Here is an 18027-nt window from a genome sequence, read left to right as displayed (position 1 = left end):
AATGCGTGGGACCCGTCCTCAGTCCCCCTCGTGCAGATCCCATACCCAGACCCCGTGCACCCACGTGCCGGGGTGGCCCACCAGCTTGTCCACGGCCTCCCGCAACTCGTCCTGGTGCGGCTGCGGGGCCAGCACCAGCGCGCCCGCCTTCCAGTACGCGAAATCGGCGCGGGCCTGCGCCTGCCAGTTCTTGCCGATCACGGGGACCCTGCCCGAGTACCGCACGTCGCGCAGCATGTTGGACGTGTAGCGGGGCGAGGCGCCGTAGATACCGATGTGATCGGGGCCGTAGGGGCCGTTGAAATACCCGCCGGGCAGGGGGAAACCGAGGCCCGCCGCCGTCTGCCAGTGCAGCGCCTCCGCGTCGCCCGGGTCCGGCAGCGGAACCGGCACCAGGGACTCGCCCCTGGCCGGGTCGACGTACGCCCGCCACGTTCCGTCGGTGAAGAAGGCGGGGGCCGGCACCCGGTCGACCGTCTTCAGGGGCGCCGGGACGAGCGGGAGCAGCGCGGCGGCGACGGCCAGCGCGCCGAAGTACTGGGTGGCGGCGCCGCGGGCGCTCAGCAGCCGCTCGACCGCGACCGCCACCAGCATCCCCAGCACGGGCGCGCAGATCATCGCGACCCGTCCCTCGATGACGGACTCGAAGAGGGGTTTGCCGGACAGCAGCGCCCAAGGGCCGGGCAGCACGATGTCGGTCGTCGGAATGCGGAACTTCGGGCCCAGTGAGAGCATGGCCGCGGCCAGTGCCGTGAAGGCGAGGGCCTTGACGAGCGCCCGCTCCCAGAGCCGTACGACGACCGCGAAGGCGAGCACGACCAGCGGCCATCCGTAGAAGGCGTTCTGCTCGGTGGGGTTGAGGGAGAGCGCGCCCGCGCTCTCGGCGTTCCCCGCGAGCAGCGAGCGCTCGGCGAAGGAGAGGAGCGCGAGAGGGCTGTTGCCGGCGTTGTCGCCGTGGAGCACGCTCCCGTAGCTCTGGGGTCCCGCGAACTGCCAGTACAGCGGGAACGCGACGATCGGCAGGCACACGGCTCCCGCGACCGCCAGCCCGTTCAGCAGCGGACGCCAGGCCGCCCTGGCGACATCGCGTCGGACGAGCCCGTAGCCGAGCGCGAACAGCGCCATGCCCATCGACGCGAGCAGCAGGGGCTCCTCGCCGAGGAAGATCTGGTACGTCGCCATCAGGCCGAGCACGATCCCGTCCCGGACGACCCGGGTGCCGGCGCACAGACGCAGCGCACGGTCCACCAGCAGCGGGACCATGAACAGGATCACGAAGTTCGGGTGCGCGTTGGCGTGGCTGACCATCGGCGGGGCGAAGGCGGCCAGCGCGGCGCCGACGAACGCCGCGCCCCGGTGCCCCACGACCCGCTTGACGATCAGCCAGTACCAGGCGGCGCCGGTGGCGGCCAGTCCCAGCGTCATGACGAGACTGAGCGCGATCGCCGGGCCGAAGAGCAGGGTGATCGGCGCGAAGGGGACGGACAGGCCCAGCATGACCGTGTTGGCCATGAGGTTCACGCCGTCCGGGAAGCCCTGGAGGGTGGTGAAGAGCGGGTTGTGGAGATGGCGGATGTTGTCCGCCGTGACCGCGAAGAACCACTCCCACTGGTTCTGGTCCTGGAGCGAGTCCGGGAGGTAGCGGCCGTTCGGGTCCGCCCAGCGGCCGGAGTAGAGGGCGACCGCCATGAGGAGGAAGAGCGCGACCGCGAGGAGGTCCGCGGGGCGGACGGAGCGGGCCTTGAGGAGGGTCAGTTCGGCGAGGACGCGGCCGTAGTCGAGGGGCCGTACCTTCGAGCCGGGCTGGTGGGACCAGCGGACCGGGACCTCCGCCACCGGCCAGCCCGAGCGGCGGAAGTGCTGGAGCACCTCGACGTCGATGCCCCAGCCGTTGAGCCGCGACGCCCCGAACGCCTCCCGTGCCCGCTCCCCGTCGAAGAGCTTGAACCCGCACTGGGTGTCGCGTATGCCGGGCACCGCGACCCTGCGTATCAGGAAGTTCCCGGCGCGGCCGAGCAGCTCGCGCAGCCGGTGCTGGTGCGTGTCTATCGTGGCGCCGGGCGTGGCCCGTGATCCGATCGCGGCCGCGTGGTCCTCGCCGAGCGCCTTGTCGAGCAGCTCCAGCTCCTCGATCGGCGCGGCCAGGTCGGCGTCCGTGACGAGGACGCGGCGGCCGTACGAGGCGAGCACGCCCAGGCGCAGGGCGTGGCCCTTGCCGCGGTTGCGGGGGCTGGTGACGAGCTGGACGCGGGATTCGCGGGCGGAGACTGCCGTGACGACGTCCCTCGTGCCGTCGGTGGAGCCGTCGTCCACGACGATCAGCTCCCACCTGCCGAAACGGCTCTCGTTGTCGCGCAGGTGCGCGATGATCGCGTCGAGCGTCGGGGCGAGCCGCCGCTCCTCGTTGTAGGCGGGGACGACGACCGACAGGTCGATGGCAGGGGCCGGCATGTCCTCTATGACGTCCGTGGTGTGCGGCGCGCTCATTCGGCTGCCAGACGTTCTATGAGGGCCAGGGAGTGCGCGTTGTACTCGGTGACGATCGCGTGCGCCGCTCGCGGGTCGCGCCGCGCGAGCGCGTCCACCAGTTCCGTGTGCCCCGACCAGAGGTAACCCCTCAGGTCGCTCACCCGGCGCAGGTGCTGCACCGTGCACACCCAGGACTGGACGCGCAGGCGGTGCAGGAAGTCGGCCAGGTAGGTGTTGCCGAAGAGGGCGCTCAGCTCGCGCCAGAAGCGGAGGTCGTAGCCGATGAGGATGTTCAGGTCGCCCGCGGCGGCGGCACGCTGGGCCTCCTCGCCGCGGCGGCGGACGCCCGCGAGGGCGGCGAGGACGCGTGGATCGTCGGCAAGCTTCATGCCGTCGCCCTCGATGAGGCTGTGGAACATCCCGTCCGTGACGAGGCTGCGGGCCTCGATCATGCCGCGGAAGTCGGCCGGTGAGTACTCGTGCACGCGGAAGCCGCGGTGCTGGTCCGCGTCGAGCAGGCCCTGCGCCGACAGGTCGACGAGGGCCTCGCGGACCGGGGTCGCGGAGACGCCGTACTGCTCGGCGATCTCCTTCACCGTGAACTCCTGCCCCGGCTGGAGGCGGCCTGCCAGCACCTCGTCGCGGAGCGCGTCGGCGATCTGCTGCCGCAGGGTGCTGCGGGTTACGGCGCCAGTGCCGCCGGTGCCGGGCATGGTGTGTCGCTCCCCCATCGCGTACGGGTGCACGCGCGTGCGCGTGTGCTTCGTCTATGAGCACGTCACCTTACGCGGTGGGGTCCCAGCAAGGGGTTCCTCGCCCCTGCTGCCCCCGTTGCCCCTGGGGGCTCCGCCCCCGGACCCCCGTTCGGCCTGGACGGCCTCGTCCTCAAGCGCCGGACGGGCTGATGGTGCGGGCCTGGGCTGCAGCTGTTCAGCCGTCCGGCGTTTGAGGACGAGCCCTTGGGGCGATGCGGGGGTCCAGGGGGCGGCAGCCCCTTGACGGGGTCCGGGGCGGAGCCCCAGGGACAGGACGGGTCCGGGGCGAGGAAGGTCCCCGGCGTCAGGCCGTGTGTTCGTCGGCTACGGCCAGCGCGACGTCCAGCACGGCGAGCCCCTCCTTCGCCTCCGCCTCCGTGACGTTGCACGGCGGCACGACATGGGTGCGGTTCATGTTGATGAAGGGCCACAGCCCGTGGGCCTTCGCGGCGGCCCCGAACGCCGCCATGGGCGCGTTGTCCGCCCCCGCCGCGTTGTACGGCACCAGCGGCTCCCGCGTCTCCCGGTCCTTGACCAGCTCAAGGGCCCAGAAGACCCCCGTACCGCGCACCTCGCCGACACTGGGGTGCCGCTCGGCGAGCTCACGCAGCCCGGGACCGAGCACGGTCTCACCGATCCGCGCGGCCTGCTCGACGATGCCCTCCTCCTCCATCACGTTGATCGTGGCGACGGCCGCCGCACAGGCCAGCGGATGCCCGGAGTACGTGAGCCCGCCGGGATAGGGCCGGCGCGCGAAGGTCTCCGCGATCGCCGAGGAGATGGCCACACCTCCCAGCGGCACGTACCCGGAGTTCACGCCCTTCGCGAAGGTCATCAGGTCCGGCGTCACGTCGTAGTGATCGGCGGCGAACCACTTGCCGGTCCGTCCGAACCCGGCCATGACCTCGTCCAGGACGAAGACGATCCCGTACCGGTCGCATATCTCCCGCACCCCGGCGAGGTAGCCGGGCGGGGGCGTCATGATGCCCGCCGTGCCGGGGATCGTCTCCAGGATGACGGCCGCGATGGTGGCCGGCCCCTCGAAGGCGATCGTGTCCTCCAGGTGCTGGAGCGCCCGCTCGCACTCCTGCCGCTCGTTCTCCGCGTGGAAGGGGGAGCGGTAGAGGAACGGCGCCCAGAAGTGGACGACGCCGGCCGCGCCGATGTCGTTCGGCCAGCGCCGCGGGTCACCGGTGAGGTTGATCGCGGTGGAGGTGGCGCCGTGGTACGAGCGGTACGCGGAGAGGATCTTCGGGCGCCCGGTGTGCAGCCGGGCCATCCGCGTCGCGTTCTCGACGGCCTCTGCGCCGCCGTTGGTGAAGAAGATCTTGTCCAGGTCGCCGGGGGTCCGCTCGGCGATCAGCCGGGCCGCCTCCGACCGCGCCTCGATGGCGAAGGCGGGCGCGAACGTCGACAGCGTGGCGGCCTGCTCCTGGATCGCGGCGACGACCTTCGGGTGCTGGTAGCCGATGTTGGTGAAGACGAGCCCACTGGTGAAGTCCAGATACCGCTTGCCTTCGTAGTCCCAGAAGTACGACCCCTCCGCGCCGGCGACGGCGAGCGGGTCGATGAGCTCCTGCGCGGACCAGGAGTGGAACACGTGCGCGCGGTCCGCGGCCTTCACTGCGGCGCCGACCTGGGGATGGGGCTGAGGGGTCATGCGCCGAGCGTAGGTGTCCACGGAGCGGACGCGACATCGGCGTCCTGTCTGCGGTCCGGGGCTTTCCGCGACAGTCTGTCGGGCGTGGGGACCCGGAGACGGGGGGCGGAGACGGAGACGGGGACGGGGCGGAGACGGAGGAGGCGGGGTGGGGCGGGAGGGTGCGGGAGTGGTTCCCGGCGGTGCCCGGTGACGTCTCGGCGGCGCCCGGCGGCCCCGCGACGGGCGTCACGAAAGCGCCAGACGCTGTTACGGAACCGTAGACACCACCCCGCCCACCTCCCCGTACGGCCGCACTATCCTCGGGCTGTTGCACACGTACGGGGGAGGGCGCGCGACGATGGAGAAGCTGGGGGGCGGGGACCCGCGTCAGATCGGGGCGTACCGGCTGATGGCGCGGCTCGGGGCCGGTGGGATGGGGAACGTCTATCTCGCACGCTCCGACCGCGGCCGTACCGTCGCCGTGAAACTGGTGCGCGAGGAACTGGCCGAGCAGGAGGAGTTCCGGGCCCGCTTCCGGCAGGAGGTGCAGGCCGCGCGCAGGGTCGGCGGCTACTGGACCGCGCCCGTGCTGGACGCGGACACGGAGGCCGACATCCCGTGGGTCGCGACCGGTTACGTGGCCGGGCCCAGTCTGCAGACCGTCGTCGGCCACGACCACGGCCCGCTGCCGGAGCGTTCCGTGCGCATCCTCGCGGCCGGCCTCGCGCACGCCCTGAAGGACATCCACGCGGCCGGACTCATCCACCGCGACCTCAAGCCCTCCAACGTGCTCGTGACGATCGACGGCCCGCGCGTCATCGACTTCGGGATCGCGCGCGCCCTGGAGACCGTCATCGACGGCGGCCTCACCCGCACCGGCGCGCTCGTCGGCTCTCCCGGGTTCATGGCACCCGAGCAGGTCCGCGGCGACCGTGTCACGCCCGCGTGCGACATCTTCTGCCTGGGTTCGGTCCTGTCGTACGCCGCCACGGGCGTGCTGCCCTTCGGCGCGACGAGCAGCGGGGTGCACGCGATGATGTTCCGCATCGCGCAGGAGGACCCCGACCTCGAGGGCGTACCGGAGGGGCTCGCCGACCTCGTGCGGCACTGTCTGCGCAAGGATCCGGCGGCGCGCCCCTCGCTCGACGAGATCCTGGAGCGGACCGGCGCGGAGGACACCGTCTCGGGCGGGCGGTCCCGTGACCCGTGGCTGCCGAGCGCGCTGGTGGCCCAACTGGGGCGGCACGCGGTGCGGTTGCTGGACACGGAGAATCCGGACACGGCGACGGCCGCGCTCCCGCCGGCCCCGGAACGGGCTCCGGAGCAGCCTCCGGCGCAGGTCTCGGAGCAGGCTCCGGACCCGGCCGTGGATCTGTCCAAACCCCCTGTCGCATCCGCCGCATCCGCCGCATCCGCCGCATCCGCCGCGTCTGCCGCACCCGCCGCCTCTGCCGCACCTGATGCGGCCGCCGCATCCGTGGCCCCCGTCGCCTCCGGCGCGGCGCCGGTTCCCGAGGTCTCCCCGGAGCACGCCGCCACTCCGCCGCCGGGGCAGCCGGGCTCCGCGGACCATCTCCCCACGATGATCGGGGGCTTCCACGGGACGCCCCCGCCGGCCGCACCGCCCGCGCAGCACCCCGCGTACGGCTATCCCCAGCAGCACCCCAGCCCTTCGGGGGCACCCGCGTACGGCTATCCACAGGGCGGCTGGGGCACTCCGCCGGGCTCCTACGGTTCGACGACTCCGTACGGCCCCGGGAGCGGGCCCGCCCCCGACCTCCTGGAGCCCCCGCGCAGGAGCGGCCGTTCCACCGCCGCCCTGATCGTCGTGGCGCTGGTCGTCGCGCTGGGCGCGGGCGGCTCCGTCTACGCCCTGATGCGGGGCGGCAGCGGCGGCGGCACCGACGACTCCAAGGGGGCCCCGGCCACCACCGCGCCCACGACGCCGGGACCGTCGGCATCCGGGCCGTCGGCCTCCGCCTCCACCTCCGCCCCCACCGAGTCGTCCGCCTCGCCGTCGGCGCAGGGCGGGACGGTCCCGGAGGGGTTCCTCGGCACCTGGGACGCCTCCATCGACAACGCGACGGGCCACAACACGCGCCGCCTCACCATCCAGCAGGGCGAGGTCGGCGACACGGTCCTCACGCTCACCGCGGACGGCCCGCTCGGCAGCGGCACCTACCACTGCGTCTTCCAGGCCGAGCTGACCGCCGCTCCGGCCGCCGGCGGCCCGCTGCGGATCGGTCCCTCCCAGGTCTCGTCCGGCGGACCGCTCTCCTCCTGCACGCCGGGCGCCGCCTCCGAGGTGACCCTGCTGCCCGACGGGAGTCTGCGCCGGGTGAACACGGGCTCGGGCGACGCCCTGACGTACACGAAGAGCGGCTGACGGACGTACCGGAAGGCGGCTGACGCGGGGTCGGTCACCGTCGGGGACGGCCGGCGCGGAAGGCTGCTGAAACTTCATCCGGCGTACGCCGGGCGTTCTCGCTCCAGGTCGTACGGTGGCCCCACCGTTGGGCTCGGGGGAGTGGCTCGCGATGGAGTGGCTGAGCGCAGAGAACATAGTGGCTGTCGGGACCGCCGTGATCGGTGTCGTCGCCTCTGCCGTGATGGTCTGGTACGAGCGCCGGGTGCCGCGGCGCAAGCGGATCGGGTACCGGGTGCAGATGGACAACCCGGTGGGCGACGACGTGCGTTCGGGGCGCGCCAACGTGCGGCTCGGGCTGTTCGACGAGGCGCCGGGCATGGCGGACGCCACGCTGGTGCTGCTGCGGATCGAGAACGACGGCTCGCAGAGCATCGCCGGGGACGACTACACGAGCCGTGAACGGCACGGCCTGACCGCGGTGTTCACCGACCGCACCATCCGGGGCGTGTCCGTCACCCAGCCGCCCGGCACCGACCACCTCATGGACCACTTCACCCCGGCGGCGGGGCTCAGCTACGAGGGCGGCACCCTGCGCATCCCGCGGGTCCCGCTCAACCGGGGCGAGCACTTCAAGCTGCTCGTGCTGCTGTCGGGTGGTGACGTCGGGCGGAACATACGTCTCATCGGCGGCCTGCGGGACGGTGAGGTCAGCCCCAACCGCAGTACGACACCGGACGACCAGCCGCCCCTGTTCAGCCGTGCGGCCCGGACGATCACCGTGCTGCTGACGGTGTGCGTCGTCACACTCGCGCTGATCGTCGTGCTGCGGGACGACTCGCCGCCGCCGATCGGTTGCGAGAAGGGCACGCTGACGGTCACCGGTTCGACCGCCTTCGCGCCCGTCATGAGCGAGCTGGCCAAGAAGTACGAGCGGGACTGCCAGGGCTCCGACATCGTGGTCGACGCGCACGGCAGTACGGCGGGGGTGCGTGAGCTCGCGGACGCGGGGGCCCGGTCGAAGAACGGCTCGCCGCCCGTCGTCGCCCTCTCCGACGGGCCCAAGCCCAACGGGTTCCCGCAGCTGCGGGAGAACCGGGTCGCGGTCTCGGTCTTCGCGCTGGTCGTCAACGACGACATCCCGCTCCGCGGCCTCACGCTGGACGAGGTACGCCGGCTCTACCGCGGCGAGATCCGCAACTGGAAGCGGCTCGGCGGCCCCGACCGGCCCGTGCTCCTCGTCAGCCGGGACGCCAACTCCGGTACACGGCAGGTCTTCCAGCGCCGGGTGCTGGGCCGCGGCGAGATCGCGAACTCCTCCCTCGACTGCGTCCACAAGGACGACGCGACGGCTTCCGTGGTGCGCTGCGAACTGGACTCCACCGACCAGGTGCTGAGCACCGTGGCCGCGCTCCCCGGCGCGATCGGCTACAGCGAGCTGAACCTCGCGACCGGCCGCAAGGGCCTGCACCAGCTCACCCTCGACGGCCACATCCCCTCCGTCGAGGAACTGGAGCACGGCACCAGCGACTACCCGTACCGCGAGATCGAGTACGCCTACACCTACGGCCAGCCGCCCGCCGACTCCCTCGCCTCCAGCTTCCTCACCTACATCAGCCGGGGCAGCGGCCAGGACGTGATCCGCACCCACGGCCACCTGCCGTGCGGCACCCCCGTAGGCCTGAAAATCTGCGGCACAGACTGACCCCACCCACCGCCGTCGCCCCGTCAGGGCGCGGGGATATCCGCCCGCCCGGCCACCAGGGCCTTGTCAGGGGCGCGGGGATATCCGCCCGCCCGGCCGCAGGGCCCTTTCAGGGGCGCGGGGAAATCCGCCGCCCGGCCACCAGGACCTCCGTCAGGGGCGCACGCCGGGCCCCAGGGCCCCCGTCAGGGGGCGCGGGGAACTGCGCGACAAGCCCCCACCGGCCCGCGGGAACCCCTGGCCCGCGGGACCCATCCCGCCGGGGAACCCGGGGCAGCGCCCGGGAGCCGACCCGCCCGGACCGGACACGCCCCGGTACCCCCCGCGCGCGCCCGGAGGGCTATCGCGGCTCGGGCGGCCGCTGACGGGGCATGTTCGGCCGGGTGCCCGGGGGCAGCGGCAGGCGTCCGTGCGGAGTCCCCTCGGGCCGGGGCGATCCGGCCAGCGACGACTGGATGCCCAACGGCGCCGGTCCCGTCCGGAACTCCACCATCCAGTCCGCGGTCTCGGCCCGGACCAGCTCCGTGACGTCCTCCGAGAATCTGCGCAGGACGCCGAGACACCGCTCCGCCGCCTCGCTGGCGGTCCCCTCGGCGGGCCCCAGCACCTCCCGCACGCTCTCGGACGCCCAGTCGAACTGGAGCACCTGGAGCCGTCGCTGCACGGCCTGCGCCGTGGCCACGTCCCTTATCCACCCGGAGGTCACCCCGAAGAACCGGTCGCCCGCCACACACGCGACCGCGAGCAGCAGCGCGAGGTACCCCCAGGGAGCCACGCCACCGACCACTCCGGTGAGATCCAGCAGCGGCAGCGCGGCTCCGGCCACCGCCCCCAGCCCCGCGCCGCCCCGCAGCAGCCGGGCCCCCCACCGCTTCCCGGACCGGTCCGCGAGGTACCAGGACGCCGTGTCGAGAGCCCCCCGCTCCACCCACTGGTACAGCTCGTGGAGCCGCTCGGCCGGTTCCCCCCAGTCGCCGAGGGGGAGCGGCCGGCCGGTCAGGTCGCCCGGCCGGGGCCCACCGGCCCCGTCGTTCCGAGCGTCCTGGGGCGGCCCCTCGGGCTGCATCTCCGGCTGGCTCACCCGGCACTCCCTACTGACGACGGTGATGACGCCGACGACGACGCGGGCCACGACTCCGGCGACGACGGCTCCGACGAAAACTAGTGACGTTGTGTGATGCTGCGTGACGCATGATGCGCAGGCGCCGTCCCTTTCCTACCGCCCAATGGGTGGCGATGGCCCGGTTTTCACCGGTTTTCCGCCCGGAAGAGGGTCTTGGTCAGGTATAGGCGGGCGGACGGTGTCACTCGAAAGAGTGCTGGGGCGACCGGCCCGTCGACCACGTAGGCTCGTGCTGAGCGGGAAAACCCCGTCCGGACAGTGGTGCCGATAGCCGTACGACCCAGGAGCTGATCGTGATTCCCGGTGGTGGCCAGCCCAACATGCAGCAGCTGCTCCAGCAGGCCCAGAAGATGCAACAGGACCTCGCGAACGCGCAGGAGGAACTCGCGCGCACGGAGGTGGAAGGCCAGTCGGGCGGCGGTCTGGTGAAGGCGACGGTGACCGGCTCGGGTGAGCTCCGCGCCCTGGTGATCGACCCCAAGGCGGTGGACCCCGAGGACACGGAGACGCTCGCCGACCTGGTCGTCGCGGCGGTACAGGCGGCGAACGAGAACGCGCAGGCGCTCCAGCAGCAGAAGCTCGGCCCGCTCGCCCAGGGCCTCGGCGGTGGCGGCATCCCCGGTCTGCCCTTCTAAGACCGGCGGCGGCCAACTACCGTACGTACTGAAAGAATCCAGGAAGGGCGGCAGTCCGTTGTACGAAGGCGTGGTCCAGGACCTCATCGACGAGTTGGGGCGGCTGCCCGGCGTCGGTCCCAAGAGCGCGCAGCGGATCGCCTTCCACATCCTGCAGGCCGAGCCGACGGACGTCCGCCGGCTCGCGCAGTGCCTCATGGAGGTCAAGGCGAGGGTCCGCTTCTGCGCGACCTGCGGCAACGTGGCACAGGAGGAGCTGTGCAACATCTGCCGCGACCCGCGCCGCGATCTGTCGGTGATCTGCGTGGTCGAGGAACCGAAGGACGTCGTCGCGATCGAGCGGACGCGTGAGTTCCGGGGGAAGTACCACGTGCTCGGCGGAGCGATCAGCCCGATCGAGGGTGTGGGCCCGGACGACCTGCGGATAAGGGAACTCCTCGCCCGCCTCGCGGACGGCGCGGTCACGGAACTCATCCTGGCCACCGACCCGAACCTGGAGGGCGAGGCCACGGCCACGTATCTCGCCCGCATGATCAAGCCCATGGGCCTCAGGGTCACCCGCCTGGCCAGCGGCCTCCCGGTGGGTGGCGACCTGGAATACGCGGACGAGGTCACGCTCGGCCGCGCCTTCGAGGGGAGACGACTCCTAGATGTCTGACGCCACACTGCACGCCACCAGTCAGGACCCCGACGACTTCGTGGTCCAGATCGCGGACCAGGTGGAGAGCTTCCTGGTCGCCGTCACCGAGGTGGCCAAGGGCGACGAGCCGGACTCGGCGGTGCCCTTCCTCCTCCTGGAGATCTCCCAACTCCTCCTGGCCGGGGGTCGCCTGGGCGCGCACGAGGACATCGTCCCCGACGAGCGCTACGAGCCGGACCTCGGCCCGGAGCCGGACGTCGACGAGCTGCGCGAACGCCTGGCCGTGATGCTGGAGCCGATCGACGTCTACTCCGAGGTCTTCGACCCGTACGAGCCCCGCAGGGCCCCGGTGGCCTGCCGGATCTCGGACGACTTCGCCGACGTCATCACGGACCTGCGCCACGGCATGGCCCACTACCGCGCGGGACGCACCAGCGAGGCGCTGTGGTGGTGGCAGTTCTCGTACTTCTCGAACTGGGGCTCCACCGCCTCGGCCGCCCTGCGCGCCCTGCAGTCCCTGGTCGCCCATGTGCGGCTGAACCAGCCCCTGGACGACCTGAACGGTCTGGACACCGACCAGGACCTCGGCGAGGAGATCCTCGCGGAGGAGGCGGGCCGGGTGATGGCCGAGGAGATCGGTGGCCCGCTGGGCCTGGGGACGGCCAAGTAGGCCGGTCGCGCTCCGGTTGCTCCGGGCACATCGGGTACTCCGGGTACTCCGGCACCTAGGGCACCTAGGCACGCCGGGGCGGGTGCCCCTCCCCTCCCGGCACCCGGGTCACGGCGGCCCCGTGTGACTCGGGGCACTTTCCGGAGTGGCGGGGCCGGGGCATGGGCAGATGCCGCTCGGAGCGGCCGGAGGATCCCTGACGGCCTCGGTCGACCTGACGGTCCGCAGTGATCACGTCGTGAGCGGGACATCTCACGATGCGATACTTCGGAAGGGAAATCCGGCCGCTCGTTAAACTGAGCCGACCGCAGTAGTGCGGTGCAGAGACAGATGGAGCGAGGAGCGCACGTGGGCCTTGTCGTGCAGAAGTACGGAGGTTCCTCCGTAGCCGATGCCGAGGGCATCAAGCGCGTCGCCAAGCGAATCGTGGAAGCGAAGAAGAACGGCCACCAGGTGGTCGTGGTCGTTTCCGCGATGGGCGACACGACGGACGAGCTGATCGATCTCGCCGAGCAGGTGTCTCCGATGCCCAGCGGGCGAGAGTTCGACATGCTGCTGACCGCGGGAGAGCGGATCTCCATGGCCCTGCTGGCGATGGCGATCAAGAACCTGGGCCACAGCGCCCAGTCGTTCACCGGCAGCCAGGCGGGTGTCATCACCGACTCGGTCCACAACAAAGCGCGGATCATCGACGTCACGCCCGGCCGTATCCGCACGGCCCTCGACGAGGGCAACATCGCCATCGTCGCCGGGTTCCAGGGCGTCTCGCAGGACAAGAAGGACATCACCACGCTCGGGCGCGGTGGTTCCGACACGACGGCGGTCGCGCTCGCGGCGGCCCTCGACGCCGAGGTCTGCGAGATCTACACCGACGTGGACGGCGTGTTCACCGCCGACCCGCGGGTGGTGAAGAAGGCGAAGAAGATCGACTGGATCGCCTTCGAGGACATGCTGGAGCTCGCCGCCTCCGGCTCCAAGGTGCTGCTCCACCGCTGCGTGGAGTACGCCCGCCGCTACAACATCCCGATCCACGTGCGCTCGTCCTTCAGTGGACTCCAGGGCACCTGGGTCAGCAACGCACCGATCCAGCAAGGGGACCAGAAGGTGGAGCAGGCCATCATCTCCGGTGTCGCTCACGACACCTCCGAGGCCAAGGTCACCGTCGTCGGTGTCCCGGACAAGCCGGGCGAGGCCGCTTCGATCTTCCGGGCCATCGCCGACGCCGAGATCAACATCGACATGGTCGTGCAGAACGTGTCCGCCGCCTCCACGGGCCTCACGGACATCTCCTTCACCCTTCCCAAGACCGAGGGCCGCAAGGCCATCGACGCCCTGGAGAAGGCCAGGACCGTGATCGGCTACGACTCGCTGCGCTACGACGACCAGATCGGCAAGATCTCGCTGGTCGGCGCGGGCATGAAGACGAACCCGGGTGTCACGGCCGGCTTCTTCGAGGCGCTCAGCGACGCCGGGGTGAACATCGAGCTGATCTCGACCTCCGAGATCCGCATCTCGGTCGTGACCCGTGCGGACGACGTGCCGGAGGCCGTACGCGCCGTGCACACCGCCTTCGGGCTCGACTCCGACAGCGACGAGGCCGTCGTCTACGGGGGCACTGGCCGCTGATGGCCGAACGGACCGGGCGACCGGCTGAACACTCCGGACTCTCCGGTCACCCCGGACGCCTCGGGCGTCCGACGCTCGCGGTCGTGGGTGCGACCGGGGCCGTCGGCGGCGTCATGCTCCAGATCCTGTCCCAGCACGCGGACATCTGGGGCGAGATCCGTCTGCTCGCCTCCCCGCGCTCGGCCGGCCGCAAGCTGACCGTGCGCGGCGAGGAGGTCGAGGTGGCGGCGCTGAGCGAGGCCGCCCTCGAAGGGGTCGACGTCGCGATGTTCGACGTACCCGACGAGGTGGCCGCGCACTGGGCGCCGATCGCCGCCGCCAAGGGTGTGATCGTGGTGGACAACTCGGGCGCCTTCCGGATGGACCCGGACGTGCCCCTGGTCGTCCCCGAGGTCAATCCGCACACCGCGCGGATGCGTCCGCGCGGGATCATCGCCAACCCGAACTGCACCACCCTCTCCATGATCGTGGCGCTCGGCGCGCTGCACGCCGAGTTCGGGCTGCGCGAGCTGGTGGTCTCCAGCTACCAGGCGGTGAGCGGCGCCGGGCGCGCCGGCGTCGAGACCCTGCGCCAGCAGCTGTCCCTGGTCGCCGGCACGGAGCTGGGGACCAGCCCCGGTGACGTACGCCGTGCGGTGGGGGACAACACCGGCCCGTTCCCGGAGCCGGTGGCGCTGAACGTCGTACCGTGGGCCGGGTCACTGCGCGAGGACGGCTGGTCCTCGGAGGAGATGAAGGTGCGGGACGAGTCCCGCAAGATCCTCGGGCTGCCCCACCTGCCCGTGGCCGTGACCTGCGTCCGCGTCCCCGTCGTCACCACGCACTCCCTCACCGTCCACGCACGCTTCGAGGGCACGGTCACGGTGGCGAGGGCGCGGGAGATCCTGGCCACCGCGCCCGGGGTGGTCCTGTTCGACGATCCGGCCGCCGGGGAGTTCCCCACTCCCGCCGACGTCGTGGGTACCGACCCGACCTGGGTCGGCCGCGTCCGCCGGGCGCTCGACGATCCGACCGCCCTCGAACTCTTCGTCTGCGGCGACAATCTCCGCAAGGGCGCCGCGCTCAACACGGCGCAGATCGCGGAGCTGGTGGCGGCGGAGCTGTCGGTTCGTCCCCCGCGCCGGGCGTGACCTGCACGACAGGATCCCCGGCCGCGGCCGAGGGCCGGGAAAATCCCCCTGGTCATCCCGGAAATCGTTTGTAGGATCTGTGTGAGGTGTGTGGCCGGAATAATGGTCCGGACCACTTGAACGAGACACACCCGGCGTTCGAAGATTTCCCTCCCCGTTCTCCGCAACCGCGCGGAGGGCGGGGAGCGTCTTTGCGGTAGCCCTGCGCGGGTGGTCCGGGGGCGGCAGGGCACATGGGGCATAGGGGATGGGCTGTTACGCATGAGGGGTTTCAGTGCACTGTCAGGCGCGCTGCCGGGCGCGTCGGTGGGGGTTTCGGCATCTGTTCCGGTGGGCGTCGCGGTGTGCGTGAGGGCGGGCGTCGCGGTCCGCGCACGCGTGAACGTTTCGGCCGAAGTGATGGCTGAAGCGAATGTGATGCCCGTCGCGTACAACCCTGACGGGGGGACGCGTGTCCAACAGGCGTGGCAGAGGTACTCGAATTCACCGCGGTACAGACGAGGGGCGCGGCCCTGCGTCCACCCCGCCGACTCCGCAGCCCCGGCGCGCCCGGCGGCATGCCGGTGATCGCGCCCATGCCCGCAGCGCGGCCCGCCCGCATACCGAGCCAGCGCGACGGCGCTGAGGACACCAGCACGGCCGCAGGCACGACGGTCGACCATCTGACCGAGACCTACCGCGCCCACTACCGGTCGCTCCTGGGTCTCGCGGCGCTCCTGCTCGACGACACGGCGTCCTGCGAGGACGTCGTCCAGGAGGCCTTCATCCGGGTGCACTCGGCGCGCAAGCGCGTCCGCGAGCCGGAGAAGACGCTGGCCTACCTGCGGCAGACCGTCGTCAACCTCTCGCGATCCGCCCTGCGCCGGCGCATCCTCGGCCTCAAGCTTCTCTCGAAGCCGATGCCCGACATGGCGAGCGCCGAGGAGGGTGCGTACGACCTGCTGGAGCGCGACGCGCTGAAGAAGGCCATGAAGGGCCTGCAGCGCCGTCAGCGCGAGGTCCTCGTGCTGCGCTACTTCGCGGACATGACCGAGGCCCAGGTCGCCGAGACCCTCGGCATATCGCTCGGCTCGGTCAAGGCGTACGGCTCGCGCGGCATCGCGGCGCTCCGGGTGGCCATGGAGGCCCCGGCATGAGCGAGCACGAGAACGCGCGGCGCCGTGACGAGGAACGGCGCCCGGAGCACGAGCACAGCCAATCGCACGCTGGGAACGGAACTGTGAACCACGGCCCCGACGGACAGCCCGACGAACAGGGCCCGGCCGAACTGGGCTCCGAAAGCCTCGGCCCGGACGAACTGGCACTGCGCCGACTGCTGCACCAGGCGGTCGAGGAGATCGAACCCACCGACGGGACGCTGGAGCATCTGCGCCGCGCGGTGCCCGCCCGGCGGGCCCGCAAGCGCCAGGCCCTCGTCGGCATGGCCGCCGCCGCGCTCTTCATCGGCACGGCCGTCCCGGCCCTGGTGCACGTCTCGAACGCCTCCGGGTCGAACGCCGACCCGTCCATCGCGGGCAACAGCTCGCAGGCCCAGGGCGGCGCCAGCCAGGGCAAGAACCCGGACGGCGGCGAAAGCACCGCGGGCGGCGGCTCCGGCACATCCAAGGACCATGGCAAGCAGGGCCGTACGGGAGCGCCCGACAAGGGCAAGGGGGCGAGCACCGGGGCGGCCACCGGAGGCCCCGGTCCGTCGGCCTCGGCGCCCACCGCGCTCGCGTGCACGGCGACGCAGCTCGGCGACGCCACCAGCACCGTCGGCGTCCCCGACTCCACCGGCGCGGTCTACGGCTCCTTCAGCGTCTCGAACACCTCCGGCACCAGCTGCACCGTCACCGGCGCGGGCGCGGTGAGCACCCTGGCACAGGGCGCGGCCGACTCGTCCAAGATCAGCGTGGTGACCCATGTGGCGGGCGACGCGGCCACCGGCCTGCCCAACCCCTCCACGGAGGTCGCCTCGCTGGTGCTGCAGCCGGGTGTCTCGTACGTCGTGAAGTTCGCCTGGGTGCCTTCGGAGACCTGCCCGACCACCGGTGGCGGGGAGCCGTCGCCGGATCCGAGCTCCACGGAGGGCGCCACCACGGCCGGCGGCACCGGCACGGACACCGGCGGCACGGGCACCTCGGCCCAGCTCCTCACGGAGGACGGCGTGGCCGACGGCAGCGTCACGCTCTCCTACGCGACGGACACGGGCGCGACCGCCTCGACGACGGTGTCCGGCGCGTGCGCGGGCACGGTGTACCGGACGGGGATACTGGCGGCGTCCTGAGCGGGGGCGGCGCCGGGACCCGCGAATGCACGGGGCCGGGCCGGAGCGTCTAGGGAGCCGGGGCCCCGGCGGCGTCCCGGACCGGATTCCCGTCCGGGCTTCCGTTCCGCTCCTCGTCCTGGTGCTGGTCCCGGTCCTGGTCCTGGTCTGCATCCCGGTCCGTCTCCTCGGAGGGGATCAGGCCCAGCTCCGCGTCCCGCGCGAACTCGGCCTCGCGGCGCAGCAGCCGGAACCACATGAAGACGACGAAGCCCGCGAAGACGAACCACTCACCGGTGTAGCCGAGGTTCTGGAACGCCTTGAGGTCCAGGCCGGTGCCCTGCGGCGCGGTCGCGGGCACCGCCGTCATCCCGCTGTCGGCCTTCGCGAGGGTGATCCAGGCGTCATAGACCTTGTACGGCACCAGGTTCACCAGCGACGCCGAGCTGATCGCGCCGGTCTGCCCGTCGGGAAGCCCTCCGGCGGCGCTCACCCCGTCCGACCCCGGGCTCTCGGAAACCTGCAACGCGCCCGTGACGGTCACCTCGCCTGCCGGGGCGGCGGGCGCTTTCGCGGGATCGGCGGTACCCGGCAGCCAGCCCCGGACGACGGGCAGCGCCAGGCCGCCGTCGGTCCGCAGCAGCGTCAGCACGTAGTACCCGCGCCTGCCGTCCACCTCGCGGTCCGGCACCAGCAGCTGCTTGCCGTACCGGCCGGTGGCGACGGCCTGCTTGCCGGACGTGTCCTGGTCGACGGGCAGCAGCTCGCGCAGAGGTCGGGCCGGATCCGTCCTGGCCGCGGCGGCCTGCTCGCCGGCGTCGCGCTGGTCCTGGACCCGAGCCTCGAACCGGCTCAACTGCCACGACCCCATGAAGATGCAGAAGGGGATGGCCAACAGCACGAAGACGTTGATCCCCCACCAGCGGGGCGTCAGCAGGAACCGGTACACGACTTCAAAGGTACGGTGCCGCCGCGCGCGGCCGGGCTCCGGGTCCCGGTCCCGCCGCCCGGTCCCGTCGCCG

14 protein-coding genes are annotated in these 18027 nt (G+C 72.0%); 9 read left to right on the top strand and 5 right to left on the bottom strand.

Going from position 1 to position 18027, the window contains the following annotated elements:
* Positions 1-18 precede the first annotated feature (18 nt).
* The 3 genes from OG199_RS20300 to OG199_RS20290 form a co-directional block, all read right to left on the bottom strand.
* Positions 19-2487: a glycosyltransferase gene (locus OG199_RS20300; protein WP_405830638.1), complete on the bottom strand. Its 2469-nt coding sequence runs from the start codon at positions 2485-2487 to the stop codon at positions 19-21.
* Complete coding sequence (locus OG199_RS20295) at positions 2484-3182, bottom strand: GntR family transcriptional regulator (RefSeq protein ID WP_405830636.1); 699 nt, start codon at positions 3180-3182, stop codon at positions 2484-2486. The genes OG199_RS20300 and OG199_RS20295 overlap by 4 nt, the downstream gene beginning before the upstream one ends.
* A gap of 346 nt (positions 3183-3528) precedes the next feature.
* Positions 3529-4884, bottom strand: a complete 1356-nt coding sequence (locus tag OG199_RS20290) for an aspartate aminotransferase family protein (RefSeq protein ID WP_405830635.1) — start codon at positions 4882-4884, stop codon at positions 3529-3531.
* Positions 4885-5224: 340 nt separating this feature from the next.
* On the opposite strand from OG199_RS20290, the gene OG199_RS20285 reads away from it, so the two are divergent.
* Positions 5225-7252, top strand: a complete 2028-nt coding sequence (locus OG199_RS20285) for a serine/threonine-protein kinase (RefSeq protein WP_405830633.1) — start codon at positions 5225-5227, stop codon at positions 7250-7252.
* A gap of 151 nt (positions 7253-7403) precedes the next feature.
* The gene (locus OG199_RS20280; protein WP_356798374.1) at positions 7404-8936 is read left to right on the top strand and encodes a substrate-binding domain-containing protein; all 1533 of its coding nucleotides are present in this window, start codon (positions 7404-7406) and stop codon (positions 8934-8936) included.
* A 340-nt stretch (positions 8937-9276) separates the two neighbouring features.
* Here the strand turns inward: OG199_RS20280 and OG199_RS20275 are convergent, their stop codons facing one another.
* On the bottom strand, positions 9277-10017 hold the full coding sequence (locus OG199_RS20275; RefSeq protein ID WP_405830631.1) for an SLATT domain-containing protein: 741 nt from the start codon (positions 10015-10017) through the stop codon (positions 9277-9279).
* Between the two features lie 335 nt (positions 10018-10352).
* Between OG199_RS20275 and OG199_RS20270 the strand changes: the two genes are divergently transcribed.
* From OG199_RS20270 to OG199_RS20240, 7 genes are all read left to right on the top strand, one after another.
* Positions 10353-10694, top strand: coding sequence for a YbaB/EbfC family nucleoid-associated protein (locus OG199_RS20270; RefSeq protein WP_266700494.1), 342 nt, complete (start codon positions 10353-10355; stop codon positions 10692-10694).
* 58 nt (positions 10695-10752) lie between these two features.
* Positions 10753-11352, top strand: a complete 600-nt coding sequence (gene recR / locus OG199_RS20265) for a recombination mediator RecR (RefSeq protein WP_266700495.1) — start codon at positions 10753-10755, stop codon at positions 11350-11352.
* Positions 11345-12004, top strand: a complete 660-nt coding sequence (locus tag OG199_RS20260; RefSeq protein ID WP_351716227.1) for a DUF5063 domain-containing protein — start codon at positions 11345-11347, stop codon at positions 12002-12004. The genes recR and OG199_RS20260 overlap by 8 nt, the downstream gene beginning before the upstream one ends.
* A gap of 348 nt (positions 12005-12352) precedes the next feature.
* Positions 12353-13630 carry an aspartate kinase gene (locus OG199_RS20255; RefSeq protein WP_153289418.1) on the top strand — a complete coding sequence of 426 codons (1278 nt, stop codon included), beginning with the start codon at positions 12353-12355 and terminating at the stop codon, positions 13628-13630.
* Positions 13630-14760: an aspartate-semialdehyde dehydrogenase gene (locus OG199_RS20250; protein WP_356798379.1), complete on the top strand. Its 1131-nt coding sequence runs from the start codon at positions 13630-13632 to the stop codon at positions 14758-14760. The genes OG199_RS20255 and OG199_RS20250 overlap by 1 nt, the downstream gene beginning before the upstream one ends.
* Before the next feature lie 464 nt (positions 14761-15224).
* Entirely contained in the window at positions 15225-15896 is a 672-nt protein-coding gene (locus OG199_RS20245; protein WP_356798381.1) for a SigE family RNA polymerase sigma factor, read from the top strand.
* A complete protein-coding gene (locus OG199_RS20240; protein WP_405830627.1) occupies positions 15893-17026 on the top strand; it encodes a hypothetical protein in 1134 nt (377 codons plus the stop codon). The genes OG199_RS20245 and OG199_RS20240 overlap by 4 nt, the downstream gene beginning before the upstream one ends.
* A 49-nt stretch (positions 17027-17075) precedes the next feature.
* On the opposite strand, the gene OG199_RS20235 is transcribed toward OG199_RS20240, so the two are convergent.
* Entirely contained in the window at positions 17076-17954 is an 879-nt protein-coding gene (locus OG199_RS20235; protein ID WP_401806722.1) for an SURF1 family protein, read from the bottom strand.
* Positions 17955-18027 lie beyond the last annotated feature (73 nt).

Origin of the sequence: Streptomyces sp. NBC_01176 (assembly GCF_045039825.1) — a bacterium.
In the GTDB taxonomy this organism is placed as follows: domain Bacteria; phylum Actinomycetota; class Actinomycetes; order Streptomycetales; family Streptomycetaceae; genus Streptomyces.
This window is presented reverse-complemented; position numbering and strand designations above follow the sequence as displayed.